Below are 21,986 nucleotides of genomic sequence, written 5' to 3'. Positions count from 1 at the left end.
GATGGCTGACGAACCAGAACAGATCGAAGACATCAGCGGTGTCGGCGAGAGCAAGGCGGAATCGCTCCGCGACGCTGGCTACGAGTCCGTCGAGGACATCGCCGGCGCCGAGCAGAGTGAACTCGCCGAAGTCGACGGTATCGGCAACGCACTCGCCGCCCGTATCAAGGCGGACGTCGGTGCCCTCGAAGTCGAAGAGGAGACGGAAGCCGAAATCGAAGACGAAACCGAAGAAGAGGAACCGGAAGAGGACGTCGAAACCGAACTGCAACCCCGCGGGCTGACCGAGAAGACGCCCGACCTCGGCGACGAGGAAGCGCGACTGCTCAAACAGCGTAAACGCGAGGGCAAACCGCAGTTCAATCGACAGGACTACCACAAGAAAAAGCGGACGCCCACGTCGTGGCGCAAGCCTCGGGGCAACCTGAGCAAGCAACGCCGCGGTATCAAGGGCAAAGGCGACATGGTCGAGTCGGGCTACCGCTCGCCGAAATCGGTTCGGGGCAAGCACCCGAGCGGTTTCGACGAAGTTCGCGTTCACAACGTCGATGACCTCGACGGCGTGGACGGCGACACGCAAGCGGTTCGCATCGCCTCGAAAGTCGGTGCTCGCAAACGCGAGCGCATCGAGGAAGTCGCCGAGGAAGAGAAAATCCGCGTTCTCAATCCGACCTACGTCGAAGTTGAGGTGGAAGAATGAGTGACCTGAGTGCACAGAAGCGACTCGCCGCCGACGTGCTCGATGTCGGCAAGAACCGAGTCTGGTTCGACCCCGACGCGCAGGGTGCCATCGCGGACGCGATTACCCGCGAGGACATCCGCGAACTCGTCGACGACGGGTCGATTCAGGCCAAGGACGCAAAGAGCAACTCCCGCGGCCGCGCCCGCGAGCGCAACCGAAAGCGCAAATACGGTCACCGGAAGGGACCAGGTACCCGAAAGGGGAAGAAGGGCGGCCGCAAGAACTCGAAAGAGGAGTGGCAGAACAAGATTCGTGCGCAGCGACGCAAACTGCGTGAACTCCGCGCCGAGGGCGAGATCACGAAGTCACAGTACCGTGACCTCTACGACAAGTCCAAGGGTGGCGAGTTCCGTAGCGTGCAATACCTGCTGAACTACATAGAGAACAACTACTAACAATGGCAACTGGACCACGATACAAGGTGCCGATGCGCCGCCGCCGCGAGGTCCGAACTGACTACCATCAGAGGTTGCGCCTGCTGAAATCGGGCAAGCCCCGCCTGGTCGCTCGGAAGAGCAACCAGCACGTCAGGGCGCAGCTGGTCACGATGGGTCCCGACGGCGATAACACGGTTGCGAGTGCGTACTCCGGCGATCTGGAGGAGTACGGCTGGGAAGCCCCAACGGGCAACCTCCCCAGCGCGTACCTCACTGGATATCTGCTCGGAAAACGCGCACTCGATGCCGATTACGACGAGGCTGTGCTCGACATCGGCCTCAACACGGCAACACCCGGTAGCAAGGCATTCGCAGTACAGGAAGGTGCAATCGACGCTGGCCTCGACATCCCGCACAACGACAGCGTGCTGGCTGACTGGTCGCGTAACCGCGGCGAACATATCGCCGAATACGCGGAGCAGCGAGACGAACCGCTGTACGGTGGGGATTTCGACGCCACAGAACTACCTGAGCACTTCGACGAAGTGCTCTCTACCCTCCAGGAGGACGAATAATATGTGTGCAAACTATAACGACGGCTGGGAACCCCAGACCCGTCTCGGCCGCAAGGTCGCCGAGGGCGAAATCGATACGATGGAAGACGCCCTCAACTCCGGTCTCCCGCTGAAGGAGCCGGAACTGGTCGACCAGCTCCTCCCCGGACTCGAGGACGAAGTGCTGGACATCAACATGGTTCAGCGCATGACCGACTCCGGGCGACGCGTGAAGTTCCGCTGTGTCTGTGCCATCGGCAACCGCGACGGCTACGTGGGTTACGCCGAAGGCCGAGACGACCAGGTCGGCGGTGCCATCCAAAAGGCGATCGAAATCGCGAAGCTGAACATCATCGACGTTCCCCGCGGCGCAGGGTCGTGGGAGGACCGCAGCGACCGACCGCACTCGCTCACCCACCGGACGACCGGCAAGGCTGGCAGTGTAGAAGTCGAACTCATCCCGGCACCCGCCGGACTGGGTCTCGCAGCGACCGACACCGTCCGCAAAATCCTCGAACTTGCCGGTGTCGAGAACGCATGGACGAAGAGCCACGGCAACACCCGGACGACGCTCAACCTCGCCAAGGCAACCTACAACGCCTTGGAGAACGCGTCACAGGCACGCGGCCCGCGCGCCCGTCCTGACGAAGAGCCGGAGGTGGCCGACTGATGAGAGCAGTCGTCCAGATTCGCGGTGAGGTAGACATGACGCAGGGTGTCCGTGACACGCTCGGCATGCTCAACCTCCACAAGGTCAATCACTGCGCGCTGGTCCCGGAAACGGAGACCTACCGCGGAATGGTGACCAAGGTCAACGACTGGGTCGCACACGGCGAACCCGGCCAGGAAGTCCTGGAAACGGTGCTGTCCAAGCGAGCGCAGCCGCTCGAAGGAAGCGACGACGTTGACGAGGAATGGCTCGCAGAGAACACGGAGTACGCCGACTTCGCCGAGCTCTCGGAGGCACTGCTCGATGAGGAAACGACCCTCCGAGAGCAGGGTCTCACTCCGGTCCTCCGACTCCACCCGCCACGCGGTGGTCACGAGGGCATCAAACACCCAACGAAAGAGGGCGGCCAACTCGGCAAACACACGACTGAGGAAATCAACGAACTCCTCGAGTCGATGCGATAACCATGAGTAAGAAACGACGCCAACGTGGCTCGCGCACGCACGGCGGCGGGACGCACAAGAACCGCCGCGGTGCGGGTAACCGCGGTGGACGCGGACGCGCAGGCCGCGCCAAACACGAGTTCCACAACTACGAACCGCTCGGAAAGCACGGGTTCAAACGACCCGAAGACGCAAAAGACACGGTGCGCACCGTGTCCGTGCAGAAACTCGACGAGGACGCTGCACTCTTCGCGGCAGAGGGTGTCGCCGAAGAGACCGACGACGGCTACGAAATCGACGCACGCGACGTCGTCGATGACGGCTGGGACGCCGACGCCGTCAAGGTGCTCGGCGGCGGCCAGGTTCGCAACAGCCTCGATGTGACCGCGGACGCCTTCTCGGCGACCGCAGTCGAGCTCCTCGAGGAAGCGGACGGCAGTGCCGTCCTCAGCGACCGCGCCGAAGAGGAAGAGGAAGCGTCGGACGACGACGCAGAAGACGAAGCCGAGTAGTCTCACTCGAATTCATTCTCTCGGTCAGTATTTCTTCGGTACCGACTGGTACTGTCTCTCGTTTCGGACAGTCAGTCGTATCGACAGTCCGATTCAGGTCTACTGTCGTCTCGAGCGCAGTATGCGATTCGTAGATATGTCTCGATTCGACGGCTCCCGTCGACGGGCCGACAGCGACTGAAACGTTCCTGTGATTCGGCCTTGATTTTCCGACGGAGGTTGGACAAGGTTCCCTCGATGGGAGAAGGGAACGGGAGAAACTCCGTTGGCTGTCACATTACGAAGTCGAAGGAGATACATGTGATGAAGTCGGAGGCATAGTCAATGGGTTGGAAAGAAACCGCAGAGCCGGTTTTAACGCGGATGCCCGCCGTCCAGCGCCCAGAGGGGCACGTGCCCTTCAAGCGGAAGCTGGCGTGGACGGCCGGTATCCTCGTGTTGTATTTCTTCTTAACGAACGTCACTCTGTACGGGGTGAACACGAGCACTGACCTTTTCGGCCAGTTCCGCTCACTGCTCGCGGGTGCACAGGGGTCCGTGCTACATCTCGGTATCGGTCCCATCGTCACGGCGAGCATCGTCCTCCAACTGCTCGGCGGTGCCGACCTTCTGGGATTAGATACGGACGATCCCCGCGACCAGGTGCTCTATCAGGGCCTCCAGAAGCTGCTGGTGGTCGTGATGATCTGTCTGACGGGGCTGCCGATGGTGTTCGTCGGCGGGTTCTTCCAGCCGCAGGATGCGCTCGTCGCGGCGCTTGGCTCCCCGATGGCCGTCAAGTGGCTCATCTTCGCGCAGATATTCATCGGCGCTATCTTCGTCCTGTTCATGGACGAGATCGTGAGCAAATGGGGCGTCGGGAGCGGTATCGGGCTGTTCATCATCGCCGGTGTCAGCCAGAGCCTCGTCGGCGGGCTGTTCTCGCCGCGCGGCCTCGGTAACCAAGTCGGCCTCATCCCACAGTGGTTCGACATCATTACGGGCAACGCCGGCAACGTTCCGTCGCTGTTGACCGGTGAGGGTATCCAGTTCCTCCTGATCGGTCAGGGACAACTCATCGCGCTCATCACGACGGTGCTCATCTTCGCCATCGTCGTCTATGCGGAGAGCGTCCGCGTCGAAATTCCGCTCAGCCACGCACGAGTGAAGGGTGCCCGCGGCCGCTTCCCCGTGAAACTCATCTACGCGAGCGTCCTGCCGATGATCCTCGTCCGCGCCCTGCAAGCGAACATCCAGTTCCTCGGGCGCATTCTCAATAGCCAGCTTGGTGGTCTTCCGGCGTGGCTCGGCAGCTATTCGCAAGGTCAGCCCACTGGTGGCTTGTTCTACTACTTCGCGCCGATTCAGGCACCACGGGATTGGATGTGGTGGGCCGGAACGATCGCCCAAGAGCCATGGCAGGTCCTGCTCCGCGTTGCGATCGACCTGGCGTTCATGGTCGTCGGCGGGGCTATCTTCGCCGTCTTCTGGGTCGAGACGACGGACATGGGTCCGGAGGCGACGGCGAAACAGATTCAGAACTCCGGCATGCAAATCCCCGGTTTCCGCCAGAACACGGGCGTCATCGAGAAGGTGATGGAGCGGTACATCCCACAAGTCACCGTCCTCGGCGGCGCGCTGGTCGGTCTGCTGGCCGTGCTGGCGAACATGCTCGGTACCATCGGTGCGGTCTCCGGTACGGGACTTCTGCTGACGGTCTCCATCACGTACAAGCTCTACGAGGAAATCGCCGAAGAGCAGTTGATGGAAATGCATCCGATGATGCGCGAGATGTTCGGCGGCTAACGCGACACTCGCTGTCGATTCACTTTTCCGATACCGTATCGCGATCAGCCATCGACTCGGTAGCAGTAGGTGTCAAAAAAGGACTGTTTCTCAGTGTTCGGAGCTAGTACTGGCCCTGTCGTCCCATCGACTGCTGACCGGCTGACTGTCGTCCCCCGAGCTGTCCGCCGGTCGATTGTGGACCCATGGACTGTGCCCCACTCGATTGCTGCCCACCCGACCGTTGGTCGATCGATTGTTGACCCATCGATTGTTGGTCGATCGGTTGTTGACCCATCGACTGCTGTCCACCGACCTGCTGACCGAGGCTTCCCAGCATCTGGGTCGTCGAGTTGATGGTCCGCTGAAGGTCTGAAACGACCGTCACGAGGACGGGCTGTTGCTGGGCCATCTGCTGTAGCTGTTGGACGTCCTGTCGTGCCACTTTGAGGAACGTCTCTGCAACCTCCGGGCCGTGTCTCGAGTCGCGAACGATGAGCTTTTCGTTCAGTTCGGCGATCTCCGCGAGGTCTTCGAGGGTTCGCGGGATCTCCGTCTCGCCCGGCATCTGTCCATGAACTTGCTCGGCCGCCCACTCACACGACTTCTTCAGGTGGCTGAAATCGTGGAGCGCCGTTCGCATGTCGTTCGGAAGCAGTTCGTCGTAGGACGTCACCTGCTGTTTGCCCTGCTGGCTCGCTTGCTGGCCGCCGAACTGCTGGCCCATCCCGCCGAACTGCCCTTCTGTCCGTGGTTGTGACGTTTGTCCCTGCGATTGCTGTTGACGCTGTGGTTGGTACTGCTGGCCGTGTGATACTCGATACTGCTCGTCCTGCGGTTGCTGGTTCTGTGCCATCGTATCCCCCACGCCCGGCGACGACAGGGGTTTCTATAGGCGTGATGGCTAGATGCTGATGGTCGATTTCAGTCATCGACGTGTCGATTTATACGCGTTCGCGTCGTTGTGGGGGCATGAACAGGGAACGTGGGTTTTTGCTGTTTTTGATCGTCGTGTTCGGCCTGCTCGCGTTACTGCTCGTCAAACCGTTTCTTCAGTTCGTTCTTGCCGCGATTCTGCTGAGCTACGTCCTCTACCCGCTTCAAAGACGGCTCGCACCCCGTATCGGTCCGCGAGTGTCCGCACTCTTCCTTCTCATCGTGACGACGCTCGTCGTCCTCGTCCCCGTTGCGACGCTTCTCTTCGTCGCCGCTCAGCAAGCGCTCGAGATCTTCGGAGCGATCCTCCGTGGTGACCCGCAGATTCTCGAACTACTCCGCCTCGTCGAGCGTTACACCGGCATCGTCATCGAGGGACGCAACATACGCGAATTCATTCCTTCCGACGGTACGTCACAACTGTTGCAAAACGCGATGAGCATCTTCGGAGGGATTTCGGACGCCCTCATCGGCATTACGGTGCTGGCGTTTCTCCTCTACTATCTCCTCGTCGATGGCGACACGTTTCTTCGCTGGGTTCGCCGGAGTACGCCGCTTCCGGCATCGGTGCAGGACGAACTGTACGGTGAGATGAATCGAGTGATGTGGGGTGTATTGGTTGGAAACGTCCTCGTCGCCGTCGTGCAGGGAATGCTTACGGGTGTCGGCCTCGCCATCGCGGGCGTTCCGGGCGTGGTGTTCTGGACGGTCGTGACGACGCTTCTTTCCTTGCTTCCCCTTATCGGCGCGTCCGTCGTTTGGCTGCCCGCTTCAGCATATCTGTTCTTCGCGAACCGTCCGGTTTCGGCCGCGTTCCTGTTCGTCTACGGAACGTTCGTCGTCAGCCTTTCGGACAACTACCTCCGTCCCGTGGTCAGCGGCCACGAGGCACGACTCAACCCCGGCCTGCTCGTCGTCGGCATCTTCGGTGGCGTCTACGCGTTCGGATTCATGGGTCTCTTTTTCGGTCCGATCGTCCTCGGTGTGCTCAGGTCGCTCGTCACCGTCTTTGCCCGTGAATATGCACCTCGGGTATAGCTCCGTCCACTCATCGTCCCCGTTCTTCGACCGAATTGTTGGAGAGGGTCGTGTCTCGTGAAGACGGTGACACGATAATTCCACGTCGATTTCCGGTTCCGACGTTGTCGACAACCCGATTTTTGTCACTCGAAATGAGGAGAATTCCGGTGTCACTGCTGTTCGATACTCGATTACTGAGAATTCGATTCCGGTCGCTCGACCGGAGCCGAACGCCGACCGGGTTTCCCCGTGCCGTGTTCGACTCGACGATGTTGTTTCGTGCACCGTCGGCGAGGTAAATCCCGTAAAATCGGTTCGTCACTCGATTGTTTCGAACGACGGTATCGCTGGCTGCCGAGAGCCAAATCCCCGCGATGTCGTTTCCAGTCGCGACACTTCCTGTCACCGTGTTTCGGTTCGCGCCGAGCAGGGCGATGCCGAACTCGTTGCCACGGGCGACGGTGCCGACGATTCTGTTTTCTCGTGCTTCGACGAGTTGCACGCCGACCAGCGCGTTATCGGTCGCTGTCGTGTTTCTGAGCGTATTGTCCTCGCTCGTACCGACGAGGAAGACGCCAGCTACGGCGTTCGAGCGGGCAGTGTTGTTCTCGACAGTCCCGCTTCGAAGTGAGACGAGGGAAAGGCCAACTCGGTTCCGAGCCGTCGTCGTCCGCTCGATGGTCGCATTCCGGGTACCAGTGAACCGAACTCCGTCGTCCCAATCGGTCGCCACCACGTTCCGAACCGTAACGTTCGTCCTTCCGGTGACGAGGACGCCGGCAGAACCGAACGCGCCGACGCCATCGACACTGTTTCCTCGTCCGTCGAGCACCACGTCGTTCGCTCTCACTCGAACACAGGTATCGACCCTACTGTTCGTCACGTCAGTCGTGAGAACGTACTGGCCCGGATCCGAAATCGTCGTGCAGGAATCGATCCGCTCCTGTCGCGTGTCCGCTTCGACCGTCTGTTGGCCCACCGTTCCCTCGATTCCGCCCCCACCGACGAGCGTCAAAGCGAGAACGAGCGAAAGCGTAGTCAGAGCCCATGCCGTTCGCATACTCCGCTTTCGCGCCGCCCATAGTTCGTTATTCACTCGCAGTGTTGGTGGTATGCGCCATTCCTCGACCGTAACTGCTCGTTTCCGCTCGTCGGCTACGGCCGTAGTCGCGCGAGAAGCGGGATTTCGTCGATTTTCTCGACCGGTAACGTCTTCCAGTCGATTCCCGGCGGACGCGAAAACGTCGTTTCCGTCCGGATAACACGGTCTGGAGTGACGATCGAATCCATCGGTACGTCGTGCGATTCGACCGGAACCTCGTCCGCGACGAGTTGCGTTTCGTGTACCGTCGTCGCGATCGTCGTCGCCTCGTCCACCGATCCCAACTCGTGAAGGACCGCGTATTCGAGGTCGCTGTATCCTTCTCCTTTCCCGATTCGTGCACCGCTTTCCGTGACTGCGACGCTTCCGGAGACGACGAAATCGACAGGCGGCATCTCGTCCGGGGAAACGGGTTCGGCGTACTGGTCCATCTTCGAAACCGTAGCGGCCGCATCGGTGTCCTCGATTTCTGCCGGGTCGAGTTTCATGAACGGTTTTTCGTCCCGCAATCGGGGTTGCGCCATATAGACGGTTTTTCCCTCGCTGAGCGCACGTCGCCGGACGGGGAGTTGCGGTGCGTCGGGGTTTGCCTTCACGACGTTCGCGTCCCGCCACTCCGGCAGGTCCGCGAGACGTGCCGCCGCCGCTTTCGCACCCGCGAAGTTGGGGATTCGGCCGTGTGGTGGAAACGGGAACCGTGCGATGCCGTCGTCCTCCAACCGTGTCCAGATTCGGTCGCGGAGGTCGTCTTTGTCCATATCTGGACTGGTGTTTCCCGAGATAAAAAGCGATGGTACGTGAGGGCTTGAGACGATGGTGAATCCCTTTGCCACAATCGCTTTGCCGATGACTCGCGTTCCTCGTATGATGGCAAAGTACGTCTCACTGGTGAAAATTCGTGGTTCCGTGCAGAACCCACAGAAGTTGGCGTCCTCGTTAGGGAACCTTGCGTCGGAAGTCGATGAGTACGATGCGGGGATAGTCGAGAGCTATGCGATACTCGGCGAGTACGATTTCATGGTCGTCTTCGACGCACCCGACCGGAACGCGGCATTTCGGGCATCGATAGCTATCGAAAACCAGGGTCTCGACGCACAGACGATGGAAATAATCCCCATCGAGGAGTTCGCGAATATCGTCCAGGAGTGACACCTAACGGTCGGAACGTCCGCATCCGTCGTAACTGGTTGCGCGTGAACGGGTGATCTACGCGAACCGTCTCGCCCGGTTGGACAACGGCTACCGGGATCGGGTCCCCGACCTGGCGAACCCTACCGCTGGTAGTGGTCACAAGGGGATTCCCGATTCGTCCGCATTGGCCCAGTGTAACGACCGGGAAAGGGTCGCTTGATGCGTAACAGGTGGTCGATAACAAAGCCGGTATTTCTCGTTTCCCCGGGTCGTGCCCTCTCTTCGCCGACTGGTCGTTCAAGCCATCACGGTCGTCCTCGTCGTTAGTCTGGTGTTCATGGCGACGATGGGCGTTTGGCCGCCTGCCTACACCGTCATCAGCGGAAGCATGGCCCCGAACGTCGAGACGGCCGACGTCGTCGTCGTCATGGAGGAACATCGCGTGACCCCACCCGGGAGTCGAGAAGGCGTCGTCTCGGCCCGTGTCGGTCGCGACAAGGGCTATCACTCGCTCGGTGACTCGGGGGATGTGCTCGTCTTCCAACCGGACGGCAACGGGTCCGCGATTCCGATACTCCATCGTGCGCGGTTCTGGGTCGAGAAGGGCGAAAACTGGTACGACAAGGCCAATCCGATCTACCTCGCAAAAGCCGATAGCTGTGCGGAACTACAGAACTGTCCGGCACCCCACGCGGGGTTCGTGACGAAAGGGGATGCCAACCCATACTACGACCAAGCGGTCGGCATCTCCGAACCGGTCCGTCCCAAATGGATCGTCGGTGTCGCCGTCGTCCGCCTTCCCGGTCTCGGGCGAATGACGCCCCAGTTCGCCGTTCAGCTTCGAAGCAAAGCGACGCTGAGTAGTTTTTCGCCGCCACAGACCGTCGCTTCGCGGGTAAGTGCGTACAGTACTCCCTCCCGGTCGGTTTCGACCTCCTGTAACACTTCGTACGTCGCCGGATCGTACAGGGTCCCGATACGCTCGCCTGCATCCACTCGCTCGCCGAGTTCGTGATCCGATTCGACCACGAATAGGCCCGAATCGGTCGCATCGACTCGGCCGAGGTGGTTGCGTGCGAGGGCCCAATCGCCGTTCTCGGTGGGGGATGGCTGGAGCAAGTCGAGTTTCCGGCAGACGTTCAACAGACCGGTCAGACCGGTTTCGACGGCATTTTCCACGACTTCCTTGTTGTGGGCGAGTTCCGGCGTGATCGACGGAATTCCCTCGCGCGTGGCCGCGACGCGGAACTTTCCGCCGAAATCTCGCTCGCTCCACTCCACATTTGCGTCGTCGCCTGCTCGCTCCGAAAGCAGGAGGTCCGTCCCGAACGCCTCCGCAAGTGCTCGCGATTCCTCGTCGCCCTCCATGAACACGACGTGGGTCATCATGTCGGGACTGCCGGTGTGGAGGTCCACGATGGCGTCCGCCTCGCTCGCGTACTCCCAGAGCGTGGCCGCCATGCGCTCGTGAAGCGTTCCTTCGTCGTCGCCCGGCCAGACCCGGTTCATGTTCGGGTTGATACTGTCCAACTGCTCGGGCGTGGTGTAGGACACGCGGTCGAAGGTGAGCGGGTCTGCGACCGGAACTGCGACGATGCGTCCGGCGAGTTCGGCGGGGTCGATTTCCTCGTGGAACCGTCGAAGCACTTCGCTGCCGTTGATTTCGCGACCGTGTTGTGCGGCTTGCACGTAGAGAGTTGCCCCGTCTTCCGCACCTTCGTAGGTGTGTATCGTGGTTTCGAGCTCGACACCGGAGGGGAGTCGAGCGAGCGTTACACGCTCCGCGCTGTGTCCTGCCATCGGCTAAATCACTGCGTCGGGAAGGCAATGAACATATCGAAAGTCGGTGGTTTCGGCGATCTACGGGCTTTTTTATTTCCCGTAGCGACAGAACCCGAGCGTGTTTCCACAGGGATGCACGGATGGAAGTATTCGAATCGCGGTTTCGACACGGTTACCGGTCCGGTCATCCAAGCGAATGATCTGACAGTCGTATAAAAATATGAGCTATACAGTGGAAGTAAAATCGCAGCGGATATCATCGGGTTTCCGGGTAGGACGCTACCTTTTACTCCCGTCACCGTGTCGGGTTCGACAGATGTACTCGCGCGAGCATTTCCTCATCGGCGTGGTCGTGTCTGGCGTTCTCCTCGTTCCGCTTTCGGGAGCCGTTTCGGTTCCACTGCTAGCGGGGTTGTTCGTCTACGGCGTCCTCCTGAGCGTCTTCATCGACTTGGACCACTTCCTCCTCACCCGTCTTCGTACCGGAAGTTGGCGGCACCTCGAAGCCTGTCTCGCCGACCCCGTCGCCGCCTTTGGCGACCAAGACTGGGTGTTCGAGGACGTGGATGGTGCGAAACTGGAACACGAACGTATCCTCTCGCATGCCCTACTCGCGGGCCTTCTCGTGGGTGGGTTCCTCCTCGTCTCACCGGTGGTGGCGATTTTCACCGCCGTGGTGCTCTACTTCCACGTTCTCGCCGACCTGCTTCGGGACAACGGCGTCCTGTAGACTCGGATCGCCGATCGTGTTCGGCCCGAAACTGTTGCGCTGCGACGATGGAATCCCCTCCGCCTCCGAGCAAAAACTCGACCGTTTTCGACGAGCCCTTTCACCACAACCATTCGAATCCAGTGACACGGTCGGATGGCTTCCTCGTCATTCCCGTTGCGATTGCCGGGGCCTTCGCTTCCAATGCCATCATCGCGGGAGTCGTCCTCACTTTCATCGCTTGAGTAACGAGTCGGTGGGTCGAATCGACGGGCGAAACCACAGGCGTGAACGACGAACGGGAACCAACCGCGCTCGAAACGCTTCGGAAACGATATGCCAGCGGTGATATCGGCGAAGCGGAGTTCGAGCAACGGCTGGACGTACTTTTCCGAGCAGAGTCCGCCATTCCGCGAGAAAGAACTGACGGTAGAGTAGTCGAGTCGAAATCGAGCGCGTTCGACGTTACGCTTCGTTTTCGACGGTCGTTCTGATGTCTTCCCACACTTCGTCCGGGGTTTGCTCGCCGTCGATACGGACGAGTTCACCCGTTTCGTCGTAGTGTTCGATGACGGGTTCGGTGTTCTCTCGGTAAACCCGGAGTCGCTCCCGAACGGTCTCCTCGTTGTCGTCGTCACGCTGTTCGAGACGCGCTTCGACTGCTTCGTCTTCCGGCGGGTTGTACTCGACGTGGTAGATGTCGCCCGTTTCGGGGTCGAGTCGTCGCCCCGTCAGTCGGTGGACGAGTTCCTCTTCGTCCACGTCGAGATAGAGCACGACGTCGAGGTCGGTGATGTCGTCCAGATACTCCGCTTGCGAGAGGTTCCGCGGATAGCCATCGAGGACGTATCCGTCAGCATCCGAGAGTGCGGCGTTGACGATCTCGTTCACCACGGGGTCGGGGACGAGTTCGCCGGCGTCCATGAAACTCGCGGGCGTCCCGTGCTCCGTTTCCATGTGTTTGTTCGCGCGGAGCGCGTCGCCCGTCGTGACGTGCTCAACATCGAACTCGTCGGCGATTCGCGCACTTTGAGTTCCTTTTCCGGCACCGGGCGCACCCAGAATGAGGATGTTCGGGTTCATGCTTACATCTGCAGTGCCATCGCATAAAGGCTTAAGGAAACCGTCCGAGCGTCCGCTTTTTGTCGGCGGCCCACGAAGTGTGGATATGGGTCGATTTAGCGCCGACACACCGAAAGAGCGGCGAAAGCTCGTCGTGGATGCGATCGGTGCCCACCGCGAGCGCGAAAGTCCGTTCTGTACGCTGACGGTCGGGCACGAGGCTGAAACGGACGTGGACGATAGCGAAACCGAAACGAAAAACGACGATGGTGAAACGGATCGTTCGGAATCGGAACTGGCGCCGCCGTGGATCCAATTCGGGGATCGGACGTTGAACCTCGATTGCACCGACGAGGAACTCGACCGCCTCAAAGCACTCTTGGGCGAGTTTCCGGCGTTCAAAATCGAGCAACTCCGGAGCCCGGAGGAAGCCGAAGGGACGAACGTCCGCATCAGCGCGAAAGCGGACGTCAACAGAATTGCGCAGTTCGTGGAACGAACGTTCCAAGAGGTGTACGAATGTCCAAAATCGGCCACGGTTTGGGCAGTCGAGGTGTAACGAACCGGTAGGATTTTCGTAGCCATTAAGAATACCCACCGCAACTACTGCGTCACATGACGCACAGACACGCCATTAGAGATACGTCTGACATAGAACACTGGATGGATGCGATCCGACGGCATACGCGCCAGGTAATCGACACCGGGTGGTACGTCACATGAGCCTGTTCGACCGCGTCGTCATCCCGGTCGCCAGTGAAAAAGACGCCGAAGCAACCTGTGACGCCGCGCTCGAACGAATCGAGTCGGCGGGCGGTCGGGTCATCGCCCTTCACGTCATCGAGAAAGGTGGTGGCGTCCCCGACAAGGCATCGGTCGAACAGCGCGAGGAACGAGCGGACGACATCTTCGACATCGTCAGGAAGCGCTGTAGCGATGCAGGCATCTCGTGTGAGACGAAACTCGCGTTCGGAACCGACGTGGCGGAAACCATCTTCGACATCGCTGACGAGGTCGATGCGACGGCGATCGCGTTTACGCCTCGTGGGGGCAGTCGCTGGGTGAAACTGCTCACCGGGGACGTAATGCTGTCCCTCATTTCGGACACGAATCGACCGGTCGTCGTGCTACCCGACGCGGAGGAGGACTGATGTCGGACGAGGAACTCGCCAAGGACTTGGGCCCGCTCGCTGCCCTGACCATCGGAATCGGGACGATGATCGGCGCAGGAATCTTCGTCCTTCCGGGGCAGGCCGCGGAGATGGCCGGGCCTGCCGTCGCCCTGTCGTTCGTCATCGGCGGCATCATCTCCCTGTTTACCGCACTTTCTGCCAGCGAACTCGGAACGGCGATGCCGAAAGCGGGCGGTGCGTACTATTACATCAATCACGCGCTCGGCCCGCTGTTCGGCTCCATCGCGGGACTCGGCAACTGGATCGGTCTCGCGTTCGCCTCGGCGTTCTACATGCTCGGCTTCGGTGGGTACGTGAAGACGCTGGTCGCAGTGCCGTCGCTGTGGATTCTCACGCCCGACCAAGTCGGCGCGCTGGTCGCTGGGACCCTGTTCGTCGTCGTCAACTACGTCGGCGCGAAGGAAACGGGACGACTTCAAAACATCATCGTCATCACGCTTGTGGGTATCCTCACCGTGTTCTCTATACTCGGGTTCACGCAGGGTAATCTTTCGACCCTCCGACCGTTCGCACCGAGGGGAACCGGGCAGATCATGCCCGCGACTGCGCTCATCTTCGTCTCCTATCTCGGCTTCGTCCAGATTACGACCGTCGGCGAAGAGATCAAAAACCCGGGACGCAACCTCCCGCTCGCAGTCGTGGGAAGCGTCGTTATCGTGACGGCGATCTACGCCGTCGTGATGGTCGTGTTGATGAGCGTCATCAACTGGACGGAACTCGTTCCTGCGGTGACGGAAACGCCGGTTATCGACGTTGCCGAAGTCGCGTTCGGAACGATCGGCCTCGCCGTTCTCGGCGGTGGCCTCATCACGTTCGGTGGCCTGTTGGCGACGGCGTCCAGCGCGAACGCCTCGATTCTGGCGTCCTCCAGAATCAACTTCGCAATGGGCCGTGACAAACTCGTCACCCCGTGGCTGAACGAGATCCATGAACAGTTCGGTACGCCGTATCGATCCATCGCGGTGACGGGCGGTATCATCCTCGGACTCATCCTCATCGGTGACGTTACGCTGCTCGCGAACATCGGGAGTATCCTCCACCTCATCGTGTACGGCCTGCTCAACATCGCGCTCATCGTGATGCGAGAAGCGGAGGTCGATGAGTACGAACCGTCCTTCCGAGTGCCACTCTATCCGATAACGCCGATTTTGGGTGCAATACTGTCGTTCGCCCTCATCGCGTTCAACCCGAGGAACATTATCGTCCTCGCACTCGCATCGATTCCGGTCGGGATGCTCTGGTATTTCCTCTATGCTAGCGACAAGACCGACAAACAGGGCGTTCTGAGTAAGTACGTCCTCAGTCGGTCCGACGAGATGCCGGAGCCGGCCGTTTCGGCGGCGACATCCGTGAAACCGGACGGCGGCGATTACCGCGTTATGGTACCGCTGGCGAACCCGGAACACGAAAAGGACCTGATTTCGCTGGCCAGTGCGGTGGCGAGTCAGCGCGGCGGAACCGTCGTCGCCACCCACATCGTACAGGTGCCCGACCAGACGCCACTCGCCAGCGGCGCGGAGCACGTCGAAACGCTCGACGCGGAATCCAGGGAGCTGCTCGACCAAGCCCGCGAAGACGCCGAAACGTTCGGCGTTCCGGTCGAAACACATACCATTCTCTCCCACCGCTCGTTCGAGGAAATCTTCGACGCCGCCCGAACCCACGGTGCGGACCTCGTCGTCATGGGCTGGGGCGAGGACAGCCATGGATCGCCCGGACGTGCGGAGAGCGCGATCGACGAACTCACGAACGACCTCCCGTGCGATGTAGTCGTCTACCGTGACCGTGGCTTCGACCCCAGCAGAGTGCTCGTGCCAACTGCGGGTGGACCGGACTCCGACCTCAGCGCCGCGATCGCTCGGATGCTCCGTTCCGAATACGACTCCGAGGTGTCACTTCTCTACGTTACCGACGATTCGACGGAGGACGGTGAACGGTTCCTCTCCGAGTGGGCCACGGACCACGATCTAGACGATGCGAACCTCGTCGTCGAGAACGGCGACGTCGAATCGGCGATCGAGCGAACGGCCGAAGCGTGCACGATGCTCATTATCGGCGCAACCGAGGAGGGGCTACTGTCGCGTCTCGTCCGCGGGTCGCTCGCGCTCGACGTGGTGAACGACGTGGACTGTTCGGTCCTCCTCGCCGAGAAAGCACGCACTCGGTCGATTCGGGAGCGCCTGTTCGGATAGCTTCGAACGGGCGTTCAATCCAATAGGACGTACGTTCGGGTTCGTCCGACACCGGGAATCGAACCGATTCCCGACGTCACCGTTTTTTGAATCTCGTACTGATCGTCGGCTTCGATTTCCGCGATGATGTCGAAATCTCCCGCGACGATGTGCGCTTCCGTTACGGTCTGGAGTTCGCGAATCGCCTCGACGACGTCCGACGACATTCCGGAGCCCGTAATGATGGCCGTGTATGCGCGAATCATCGACCCTAGTAGGGGTGGCAAAAGGAAAAAGAGTCCATTCCTCACGACCGCCAGTAGGCGGGCGTCAGCAACACCAGCACGGGGAGGATTTCGAGTCGGCCGATCCACATCAGCATGATCATGAGCAGCTTCGAGGCGTCGGAGAAGGGGAGATAGTTGTTCATCGGGCCGAGCAGTTGGAACCCCGGACCGACGTTGCCGAGCGTCGCGGCGATAGCCGAAAGCGCTTCCAGCGAGTTCAGGTTCGGTCCGCCCGCTCGCTCCGCGTCGAGGAAGAGCAGGAGCGTGCTGACGAGGAAGATGACGAGGTAGAGAAGGCTGAACGCGTAGATGCCGCGAACCGCACGCTCGTCCAGTGCCCGTCCGCCCAGGCGGAGGGGTCGAATCGCTTCCGGGTGGACGGTCGTGAACAACTCCCGGCGGAACGATTTCAGGATAACCATCCACCGAACGATTTTGATAGCACCGCCGGTCGAACCGGCGCTTCCGCCGATCAGCATCGCCGCAAGCAGCAGGTATTGAGCCGAACTGTTCCACGTGTTGAAGTCCATGCTCGCATATCCCGTCGTCGTGACGATGGAGACGAGTTGGAAGGTGGCGTGTCGAATCGACGATTCGATGTTGCCCGCGACAGGTGGCCCGCCGGGAACGAACACCAGCCCCTGGTGGGTGTAGATAAGTATGGTCAAAACTGCGGAAAGAACGGCTAGAACGCCGATGTAGAACCGAAACTCCGCGTCGCGGATGAGCTTTCGCGGTTCGCCGTTCAGTACGTGCCAGAACAGCGCGAAGTTCGTTCCCGCCGCGATCATGAACGGGACGATGACCCACTGTGCCCACATCGAGAACGCTTCCACGCTTCTCGCCTCGGGCGAGAAGCCGCCGGTCGCCATCGTCGTAAACCCGTGACCGACGGCGTTGTAGAGCGTCATCCCGGGCGCGAGTCCGGCGAGGTAGAGACCATAGAGCAGGACGATTTCGAGCGCCGTGATGCCGAGATATGCCTTCCAGAGTGCACGGGCAGTTTCAGCGATTCGCGGTGTGAGTTTCTGAATCCCTGGTCCGGGCGCTTCCGCGTCCATCAACTGCGCGCCGCCGACCGACAGTTCCGGGAGGATCGCGACGGCGAGAACGACGATACCCATTCCGCCGAGCCACTGGGTCAACTGCCGCCACATCAACAGGGCACGGGAGTGCGTTTCGAACGAGATATCCCCCATCACCGTCGCACCGGTGGTCGTGAAACCACTCATGCTTTCGAATAGCGCGTTGATCGGGTCGGCCAGCGTCGAGGGACCCGAAACGATATGAATGAAGGGGAACTGACCCAGGAAAGAGATCTGATTCCCGGCGATAACGTACGGTAGCCCGCCGACGATAGAGACGACGAACCACGTCAGCGCAACCATGAGGAACCCTTCGCGTGCACCGAGGTCGGGGTCAGGGTCGATTCGCTCGAGTGACCATCCAACTACCAGTGCGATGGCGATCGTCGTGACGAACGTTCGAAGTCCGTTGAGCTCGCCGTAGTAAACAGCGATGAGGAGCGGAAACAGTAGTGGGACTGAAAGCCATTTGACCACCGACCCGACGAGACTGACGCTGGCTCGCCAATCGACACGGAACTTCATATCGCGGCACTCACTTCGTTCAGCACGTCGGTATCGACGAACATCACGACGTGGTCGCCTTCTTTTACGATCGTATCACCACGCGGGACGACGAACGCCCCCTCACGGGTAATCGCGCCGATGACGACACCGTTCGGAAGGTCGGAAACGGCTTCGCGGATGGGTCGGTCCGTGAGGACGCTGTCGGCGTCGATTTCGATCTCGAGCACCTCCGCACGGTCGTTCTCGATGAGCGCGATGTTTTCGGCACGTTCCTCGCGGGTAAAGCGAGTGATCTCTTCTGCGGTAACTTCGCGCGGGTTGACCGCTACGTCGATACCGACCGCCTCGAACAGTGAGACGTACTCGGCGTCCTCGACGATCGCGATTGCCCGCTCCGCACCGAGTTGTTTCGCGAGCACCGAGACGAGGAGGTTCTTTTCGTCGTTCTCCAAGGCCGCGACGACCACGTCCGCTTCGTCCACGTGTTCACGGGCGAGAAACTCGGCATCGGTCGCGTCGCTGGCCATCACAACGGTTTTCGGTAGATCTTCGGCCAGTTCCCGAGCACGCTCCTGATTCTGCTCGATGAGTCTCGGTCGCAAATCCCGATTTTCGAGCAACCTGGCGGTATGGAACCCGATTTCGCTCCCACCGATGATGACCAACTCCTTGTCCGCACTCGGCGTTTCGTCGGGTGCGACTTCGAGCGCGAACTGTTGGACGCTCTCCGGACTGCCGATGACGACGACTTTGTCGTCGGCTTGGATCACCGTCTCACCGCGGGGGATCGCGACGTCGCCGTTACGGATGATCGCGGCGAACGTGAGCGAGTCGAATCGGTCCGCCTGACGAACGGTCTGGTCCGCGACCGGACTCTCCGCGCGGACTTCGAACTCAGCCATCTGCACCTCGCCGCCGGCGAAGGGATCCACGTCGCGCGCGGCGGGAAGGCCGATAACACGGACGATATCCATCGCGGTGAGCAGGTTCGTACAGACCATAAAATCCACGCCGAACGCGCCCTGCTCGGCGTGATCCCACGTGTCGAGGTAGTCCACCTTCTTCACCCGCGCGATGGTGAACGGGTCGTCTATCGTTTTCGCCGTCCCGCAGATGACGAGGTTGGTCTCGTCGTCGTCGGTGCTGGCGATTATCATGTCGGCCTGTTCGATACCGGCGTCCCGTAACGTGTCGAGCGAGGTCCCATCACCCTCGATTGCGAGCACGTCGAGCGAGTAGGTGAGCGAGTCCACGCGCTCCCCGTCCTGGTCGACGACGACCACTTCGTGGTTATCGGCGAGACTCTCGGCGATGGACGAACCGACCTCACCAGCGCCGACGATGATGACGCGCATGCATTACCCTCCGTGTCATTCTTGTCGGGTCTTTCCACCGGTAGGGTAAGGATATTTCTCTTTTCGAACAGCGGCGGTTACTGGAGCCACCGGGCGAACCGCGAGGTGATCCCGAGGTTCCGTTTCGTCATGATGACGGTCGATTTGGCGCGTTGCCCGACGGTTTCGGGCAGCGCGCCGAAAACGAGTTGTTGAAGTTCGCTCTCACGCGTCGCGCCGATGACGGTGAGGTCGTGGTCGTCGGTTCGTTCGACGATCGTCGCCGCGACGTCCTCCCCTTCGAGTACCGACTGCGTAACCGAAACGCCGTCCAACACCACTGCGGTCTCTGACAGCGTTTCGCGGGCCGATTCGCGCTCCGCGTCCGAGGCGGTTGGGGGGACAACGTGTGCGACTTCGACCGTCGCATCCTCGGCACGCGCGATAGCGCGGGCAGCCTTGCTCGCCAGCTCGGCGTGGGGACCGCCCGCCGTCGGGACCAAAACGGAATCGGTATCCGCGGTTTGCGGGCCGATTTTCTCCACGAACACGTCGCAGGGGGCTTCCTCGACGACCCTATCGACGGTGCTTCCGAGCACGACTTCCCTACGGTGTGACCCCCGACCGCGCCATCCGATAAGCACCGCATCGCTGTCGTGCTGTTCGACCGTATGTAGGATGGCGTCGGAGGCGCGGTGGCCGATTCGGACGATGCCGTTCACCGGCACGTCCGAATCCTCGGCGGAGGACATCGCTTTGCGGAGGACCTCTCGTTCCTCATCGACGGAACGGTAGCTTTCCGAGATAGGCGTCTGTTCGGGAACGAGCGCGGCCGAAAGCACCAGCAGTTCGCCGTTCCTGTCTTCGGCGATATCGATCGCCGTTTCCATCATCTGCTCTACGTGCTCGGGGTTGGCGATGGGCACTGCGAGTTGGTACTCCCGGCCGTCGGACGGTTCGCGTTCGGTGACGACCGTCGGCGTCGCGCGTTCGAACTGCGTTTCCTCCGGGTCGGTGGCTTTCCACGCGAACCAGAACCCGATGCCGATGACTTGCGCGAGGAGACCGACGACGAACGCTTTCGGTTCGACGTTGACCAGCAGGACGAGGTTCGCGATGACCGCGATAATCGGAACCCACGGGACGAAGGGCACGGTAAATCCTCGGTCGATGTTCGGCCGTTTTCGGCGGGACTGGATGAGGGCGAGATTGACGAAGATGAGGCCGCCGAGCAGCATGAAGTCCGCAAAGTGGGTGACAGCATGGAGGCCGAGGTGGAAGACGTGCGGAACGTGCAGTCCAACTCCGAGCGACGACAGCAGGCTGTTGACCCCCATCGTCGCTCCCTCTTCCGCACCCGGTGGCGTCCCGAGCAACACCGTGAACACGACCATGTAGAAGGTGATGAGTCCCCCCGTCAGCAGGACGGATTTGTATGGCGTGTTCAGCGAGGGGTGGAGGTCCTCGAACTGCTCCGGCAGGTGGTTTCGGCGGGCCATCGCGAGCTTGACCCGTGACCCCGCGAGAATCGTCGCGTTCGCGGCCGACAGCATCGAGAACAGCGCGCCGACGATGATGACGTAGAAACCGAAATCACCGAGATAGTACTGAGCCGCCCGTCCCATCGAGATCTCGCCGTTCTGTGCGACGAAGTTCTTCGCAGCCTCCGATCCGGAGAGTCCGGCCTGTTGAGCGAGGAATTCGAGGAACTCCCCGTTGTTGACGGCCAGCACGATGACGACCACAACCAGCGCGTAGATGACCGTAACGAAGCCCATGCTGATGAAGATGGCACGGGGGATGTTCTCGCTCGGCTTCTCGATTTCCTCGGCGTTGGTTGCGATAGCTTCGAAGCCGAAGAAGGTGATGAACACCAGTGCGGTCGTCAGGCCGAGTTGGCGCAGGTCGTTCAGGTTATCCGTCATGGACGATGTGACGACGGAGGCATCGAACCCTTGGAGGCCACCGTAGAGGAAGAGGATAATGAGGGCGACCTTCAGCCCGGTGACGACGATTTGGAAGAGACCCGTCTCCTCGGTCCCTTTGAGGTTCACCCCGACGAGCAGGGCGAGGACGACGAGTCCCGCAATCCAGTAGGGTATCGCCTGTGGAATCGACAGCGCCGGGTAGATGAACCGGTAGAACCAGTCGGAGAAGCTAGCGAGATAGAAGGCGGCGCTCGCGGGATAGCCGAGGATCATCGACCACCCGACGATGTAGGTCAGATCGGTATCGAACACGTTGGCAACGTACATGTAGCCGCCACCGCTTTCGGGATAGATGGCCGCGAACTCCGCGTAGGCGAACGCGGTGAAACTCGCCACCAGCGCGGCCGCGAGAAACGAGACGATGGCGGCCGCGCCGACGTTGCTCACCGCCAACCCGGAGAGGACGAAGATGCCCGCCGCGATCATCGTCCCGACGCCGAGCGCAACCGCGCCGACGAGACCGATGTCGCGGTCGAGTTCGGTCTGAATATCCGCAGAGTCGGTCGTAGTTTCGGTAGAACTGTCAGTCATCATCCGAGCTAAAGGATGGGTGTACGAAAGGTTTGGTGGCCCGCGATAGCTATTGGAAATTTGTCGGTCGCACCGTTGCTTGCACA

24 protein-coding genes are annotated in these 21,986 nt (G+C 60.7%); 15 read left to right on the top strand and 9 right to left on the bottom strand.

Annotated elements, in window-relative coordinates; translation table 11 throughout:
• The first annotated feature begins 1 nt into the window (after window position 1).
• From OOF89_RS02880 to secY, 7 genes are all read left to right on the top strand, one after another.
• Window positions 2-700, top strand: a complete 699-nt coding sequence (locus tag OOF89_RS02880) for a 50S ribosomal protein L32e (protein ID WP_266078272.1) — start codon at window positions 2-4, stop codon at window positions 698-700.
• The gene (locus OOF89_RS02875) at window positions 697-1,137 is read left to right on the top strand and encodes a 50S ribosomal protein L19e (RefSeq protein WP_266078270.1); all 441 of its coding nucleotides are present in this window, start codon (window positions 697-699) and stop codon (window positions 1,135-1,137) included. The genes OOF89_RS02880 and OOF89_RS02875 overlap by 4 nt, the downstream gene beginning before the upstream one ends.
• A 2-nt stretch (window positions 1,138-1,139) precedes the next feature.
• Window positions 1,140-1,694 carry a 50S ribosomal protein L18 gene (locus OOF89_RS02870; RefSeq protein ID WP_266078268.1) on the top strand — a complete coding sequence of 185 codons (555 nt, stop codon included), beginning with the start codon at window positions 1,140-1,142 and terminating at the stop codon, window positions 1,692-1,694.
• Window position 1,695: 1 nt separating this feature from the next.
• Window positions 1,696-2,343 carry a 30S ribosomal protein S5 gene (locus tag OOF89_RS02865; RefSeq protein ID WP_266078266.1) on the top strand — a complete coding sequence of 216 codons (648 nt, stop codon included), beginning with the start codon at window positions 1,696-1,698 and terminating at the stop codon, window positions 2,341-2,343.
• Window positions 2,343-2,807, top strand: coding sequence for a 50S ribosomal protein L30 (gene rpmD / locus OOF89_RS02860; RefSeq protein ID WP_266078264.1), 465 nt, complete (start codon window positions 2,343-2,345; stop codon window positions 2,805-2,807). Before OOF89_RS02865 ends, rpmD begins: the two co-directional genes overlap by 1 nt.
• A 2-nt stretch (window positions 2,808-2,809) precedes the next feature.
• Window positions 2,810-3,298, top strand: a complete 489-nt coding sequence (locus OOF89_RS02855) for an uL15m family ribosomal protein (RefSeq protein WP_266078262.1) — start codon at window positions 2,810-2,812, stop codon at window positions 3,296-3,298.
• Window positions 3,299-3,622: 324 nt separating this feature from the next.
• Complete coding sequence (secY, locus tag OOF89_RS02850; protein WP_266078260.1) at window positions 3,623-5,083, top strand: preprotein translocase subunit SecY; 1,461 nt, start codon at window positions 3,623-3,625, stop codon at window positions 5,081-5,083.
• A gap of 103 nt (window positions 5,084-5,186) precedes the next feature.
• On the opposite strand, the gene OOF89_RS02845 is transcribed toward secY, so the two are convergent.
• Window positions 5,187-5,918 carry a hypothetical protein gene (locus OOF89_RS02845; RefSeq protein ID WP_266078259.1) on the bottom strand — a complete coding sequence of 244 codons (732 nt, stop codon included), beginning with the start codon at window positions 5,916-5,918 and terminating at the stop codon, window positions 5,187-5,189.
• 116 nt (window positions 5,919-6,034) lie between these two features.
• Here OOF89_RS02845 and OOF89_RS02840 point away from each other — a divergent pair, with 116 nt between their 5' ends.
• Window positions 6,035-7,036, top strand: a complete 1,002-nt coding sequence (locus tag OOF89_RS02840) for an AI-2E family transporter (RefSeq protein WP_266078258.1) — start codon at window positions 6,035-6,037, stop codon at window positions 7,034-7,036.
• Between the two features lie 10 nt (window positions 7,037-7,046).
• Here the strand turns inward: OOF89_RS02840 and OOF89_RS02835 are convergent, their stop codons facing one another.
• The gene (locus OOF89_RS02835) at window positions 7,047-8,078 is read right to left on the bottom strand and encodes a NosD domain-containing protein (protein ID WP_266078256.1); all 1,032 of its coding nucleotides are present in this window, start codon (window positions 8,076-8,078) and stop codon (window positions 7,047-7,049) included.
• Between the two features lie 95 nt (window positions 8,079-8,173).
• Window positions 8,174-8,878, bottom strand: coding sequence for a 5-formyltetrahydrofolate cyclo-ligase (locus OOF89_RS02830; protein WP_266078254.1), 705 nt, complete (start codon window positions 8,876-8,878; stop codon window positions 8,174-8,176).
• A 109-nt stretch (window positions 8,879-8,987) separates the two neighbouring features.
• On the opposite strand from OOF89_RS02830, the gene OOF89_RS02825 reads away from it, so the two are divergent.
• Complete coding sequence (locus OOF89_RS02825; RefSeq protein ID WP_266078252.1) at window positions 8,988-9,269, top strand: GYD domain-containing protein; 282 nt, start codon at window positions 8,988-8,990, stop codon at window positions 9,267-9,269.
• An 816-nt stretch (window positions 9,270-10,085) separates the two neighbouring features.
• Here OOF89_RS02825 and OOF89_RS02820 read toward each other — a convergent pair.
• Window positions 10,086-11,051 carry a succinylglutamate desuccinylase/aspartoacylase family protein gene (locus OOF89_RS02820; protein ID WP_266078250.1) on the bottom strand — a complete coding sequence of 322 codons (966 nt, stop codon included), beginning with the start codon at window positions 11,049-11,051 and terminating at the stop codon, window positions 10,086-10,088.
• A 298-nt stretch (window positions 11,052-11,349) separates the two neighbouring features.
• Between OOF89_RS02820 and OOF89_RS02815 the strand changes: the two genes are divergently transcribed.
• The 3 genes from OOF89_RS02815 to OOF89_RS02805 are packed head-to-tail and all read left to right on the top strand — an operon-like array spanning window position 11,350 to window position 12,236.
• Entirely contained in the window at window positions 11,350-11,763 is a 414-nt protein-coding gene (locus OOF89_RS02815; RefSeq protein ID WP_266078248.1) for a hypothetical protein, read from the top strand.
• Between the two features lie 47 nt (window positions 11,764-11,810).
• Window positions 11,811-11,987 (top strand): hypothetical protein, encoded by a 177-nt coding sequence (locus tag OOF89_RS02810; RefSeq protein WP_266078246.1) that lies wholly within the window; start codon window positions 11,811-11,813, stop codon window positions 11,985-11,987.
• Between the two features lie 42 nt (window positions 11,988-12,029).
• Window positions 12,030-12,236 (top strand): SHOCT domain-containing protein, encoded by a 207-nt coding sequence (locus OOF89_RS02805; protein ID WP_266078244.1) that lies wholly within the window; start codon window positions 12,030-12,032, stop codon window positions 12,234-12,236.
• On the opposite strand, the gene OOF89_RS02800 is transcribed toward OOF89_RS02805, so the two are convergent.
• Complete coding sequence (locus OOF89_RS02800) at window positions 12,208-12,825, bottom strand: adenylate kinase (RefSeq protein WP_266078242.1); 618 nt, start codon at window positions 12,823-12,825, stop codon at window positions 12,208-12,210. The two genes, OOF89_RS02805 and OOF89_RS02800, sit on opposite strands and share 29 nt — an antisense overlap.
• A gap of 85 nt (window positions 12,826-12,910) precedes the next feature.
• Between OOF89_RS02800 and OOF89_RS02795 the strand changes: the two genes are divergently transcribed.
• The 3 genes from OOF89_RS02795 (at window position 12,911) to OOF89_RS02785 (ending at window position 16,189) form a co-directional block, all read left to right on the top strand.
• The gene (locus OOF89_RS02795) at window positions 12,911-13,363 is read left to right on the top strand and encodes a hypothetical protein (RefSeq protein WP_266078240.1); all 453 of its coding nucleotides are present in this window, start codon (window positions 12,911-12,913) and stop codon (window positions 13,361-13,363) included.
• A 160-nt stretch (window positions 13,364-13,523) separates the two neighbouring features.
• The gene (locus OOF89_RS02790) at window positions 13,524-13,955 is read left to right on the top strand and encodes a universal stress protein (RefSeq protein ID WP_266078238.1); all 432 of its coding nucleotides are present in this window, start codon (window positions 13,524-13,526) and stop codon (window positions 13,953-13,955) included.
• Window positions 13,955-16,189, top strand: a complete 2,235-nt coding sequence (locus OOF89_RS02785; protein WP_266078236.1) for an amino acid permease — start codon at window positions 13,955-13,957, stop codon at window positions 16,187-16,189. Before OOF89_RS02790 ends, OOF89_RS02785 begins: the two co-directional genes overlap by 1 nt.
• Before the next feature lie 14 nt (window positions 16,190-16,203).
• Here the strand turns inward: OOF89_RS02785 and OOF89_RS02780 are convergent, their stop codons facing one another.
• The 4 genes from OOF89_RS02780 to OOF89_RS02765 all read right to left on the bottom strand — a co-directional run bounded on the left by OOF89_RS02780 (window position 16,204) and on the right by OOF89_RS02765 (window position 21,900).
• Complete coding sequence (locus OOF89_RS02780) at window positions 16,204-16,434, bottom strand: Lrp/AsnC ligand binding domain-containing protein (RefSeq protein ID WP_266078234.1); 231 nt, start codon at window positions 16,432-16,434, stop codon at window positions 16,204-16,206.
• A gap of 41 nt (window positions 16,435-16,475) precedes the next feature.
• A complete protein-coding gene (locus tag OOF89_RS02775) occupies window positions 16,476-18,065 on the bottom strand; it encodes a TrkH family potassium uptake protein (protein ID WP_266078232.1) in 1,590 nt (529 codons plus the stop codon).
• Window positions 18,062-19,402 carry a Trk system potassium transporter TrkA gene (gene trkA, locus OOF89_RS02770; protein ID WP_266078230.1) on the bottom strand — a complete coding sequence of 447 codons (1,341 nt, stop codon included), beginning with the start codon at window positions 19,400-19,402 and terminating at the stop codon, window positions 18,062-18,064. Before trkA ends, OOF89_RS02775 begins: the two co-directional genes overlap by 4 nt.
• Window positions 19,403-19,479: 77 nt before the next feature.
• Entirely contained in the window at window positions 19,480-21,900 is a 2,421-nt protein-coding gene (locus tag OOF89_RS02765) for an amino acid permease (RefSeq protein ID WP_266078228.1), read from the bottom strand.
• Window positions 21,901-21,986 lie beyond the last annotated feature (86 nt).

This window comes from Haladaptatus caseinilyticus, assembly GCF_026248685.1.
Lineage (GTDB): Archaea > Halobacteriota > Halobacteria > Halobacteriales > Haladaptataceae > Haladaptatus > Haladaptatus caseinilyticus.
Note: the sequence above shows the minus strand (reverse complement) of the source record. Positions and strands in the feature narration are given on the sequence as shown.

What these genes read in the sequence shown, in the direction of transcription:
- OOF89_RS02785 (WP_266078236.1), top strand. Translation starts at nt 13,955, where the DNA reads ATGTCGGACGAGGAACTCGCCAAGGACTTGGGCCCGCTCGCTGCCCTG.
- OOF89_RS02790 (WP_266078238.1), top strand. Translation starts at nt 13,524, where the DNA reads ATGAGCCTGTTCGACCGCGTCGTCATCCCGGTCGCCAGTGAAAAAGAC.
- OOF89_RS02795 (WP_266078240.1), top strand. Translation starts at nt 12,911, where the DNA reads ATGGGTCGATTTAGCGCCGACACACCGAAAGAGCGGCGAAAGCTCGTC.
- OOF89_RS02765 (WP_266078228.1), bottom strand. Translation starts at nt 21,900, where the DNA reads ATGACTGACAGTTCTACCGAAACTACGACCGACTCTGCGGATATTCAG.
- OOF89_RS02800 (WP_266078242.1), bottom strand. Translation starts at nt 12,825, where the DNA reads ATGAACCCGAACATCCTCATTCTGGGTGCGCCCGGTGCCGGAAAAGGA.
- OOF89_RS02880 (WP_266078272.1), top strand. Translation starts at nt 2, where the DNA reads ATGGCTGACGAACCAGAACAGATCGAAGACATCAGCGGTGTCGGCGAG.
- OOF89_RS02780 (WP_266078234.1), bottom strand. Translation starts at nt 16,434, where the DNA reads ATGATTCGCGCATACACGGCCATCATTACGGGCTCCGGAATGTCGTCG.
- OOF89_RS02810 (WP_266078246.1), top strand. Translation starts at nt 11,811, where the DNA reads ATGGAATCCCCTCCGCCTCCGAGCAAAAACTCGACCGTTTTCGACGAG.
- OOF89_RS02815 (WP_266078248.1), top strand. Translation starts at nt 11,350, where the DNA reads ATGTACTCGCGCGAGCATTTCCTCATCGGCGTGGTCGTGTCTGGCGTT.
- trkA (WP_266078230.1), bottom strand. Translation starts at nt 19,402, where the DNA reads ATGCGCGTCATCATCGTCGGCGCTGGTGAGGTCGGTTCGTCCATCGCC.
- OOF89_RS02870 (WP_266078268.1), top strand. Translation starts at nt 1,140, where the DNA reads ATGGCAACTGGACCACGATACAAGGTGCCGATGCGCCGCCGCCGCGAG.
- OOF89_RS02875 (WP_266078270.1), top strand. Translation starts at nt 697, where the DNA reads ATGAGTGACCTGAGTGCACAGAAGCGACTCGCCGCCGACGTGCTCGAT.
- OOF89_RS02840 (WP_266078258.1), top strand. Translation starts at nt 6,035, where the DNA reads ATGAACAGGGAACGTGGGTTTTTGCTGTTTTTGATCGTCGTGTTCGGC.
- OOF89_RS02775 (WP_266078232.1), bottom strand. Translation starts at nt 18,065, where the DNA reads ATGAAGTTCCGTGTCGATTGGCGAGCCAGCGTCAGTCTCGTCGGGTCG.
- OOF89_RS02865 (WP_266078266.1), top strand. Translation starts at nt 1,696, where the DNA reads ATGTGTGCAAACTATAACGACGGCTGGGAACCCCAGACCCGTCTCGGC.
- OOF89_RS02830 (WP_266078254.1), bottom strand. Translation starts at nt 8,878, where the DNA reads ATGGACAAAGACGACCTCCGCGACCGAATCTGGACACGGTTGGAGGAC.
- OOF89_RS02855 (WP_266078262.1), top strand. Translation starts at nt 2,810, where the DNA reads ATGAGTAAGAAACGACGCCAACGTGGCTCGCGCACGCACGGCGGCGGG.
- OOF89_RS02845 (WP_266078259.1), bottom strand. Translation starts at nt 5,918, where the DNA reads ATGGCACAGAACCAGCAACCGCAGGACGAGCAGTATCGAGTATCACAC.
- secY (WP_266078260.1), top strand. Translation starts at nt 3,623, where the DNA reads ATGGGTTGGAAAGAAACCGCAGAGCCGGTTTTAACGCGGATGCCCGCC.
- OOF89_RS02825 (WP_266078252.1), top strand. Translation starts at nt 8,988, where the DNA reads ATGGCAAAGTACGTCTCACTGGTGAAAATTCGTGGTTCCGTGCAGAAC.
- OOF89_RS02835 (WP_266078256.1), bottom strand. Translation starts at nt 8,078, where the DNA reads ATGCGAACGGCATGGGCTCTGACTACGCTTTCGCTCGTTCTCGCTTTG.
- OOF89_RS02820 (WP_266078250.1), bottom strand. Translation starts at nt 11,051, where the DNA reads ATGGCAGGACACAGCGCGGAGCGTGTAACGCTCGCTCGACTCCCCTCC.
- rpmD (WP_266078264.1), top strand. Translation starts at nt 2,343, where the DNA reads ATGAGAGCAGTCGTCCAGATTCGCGGTGAGGTAGACATGACGCAGGGT.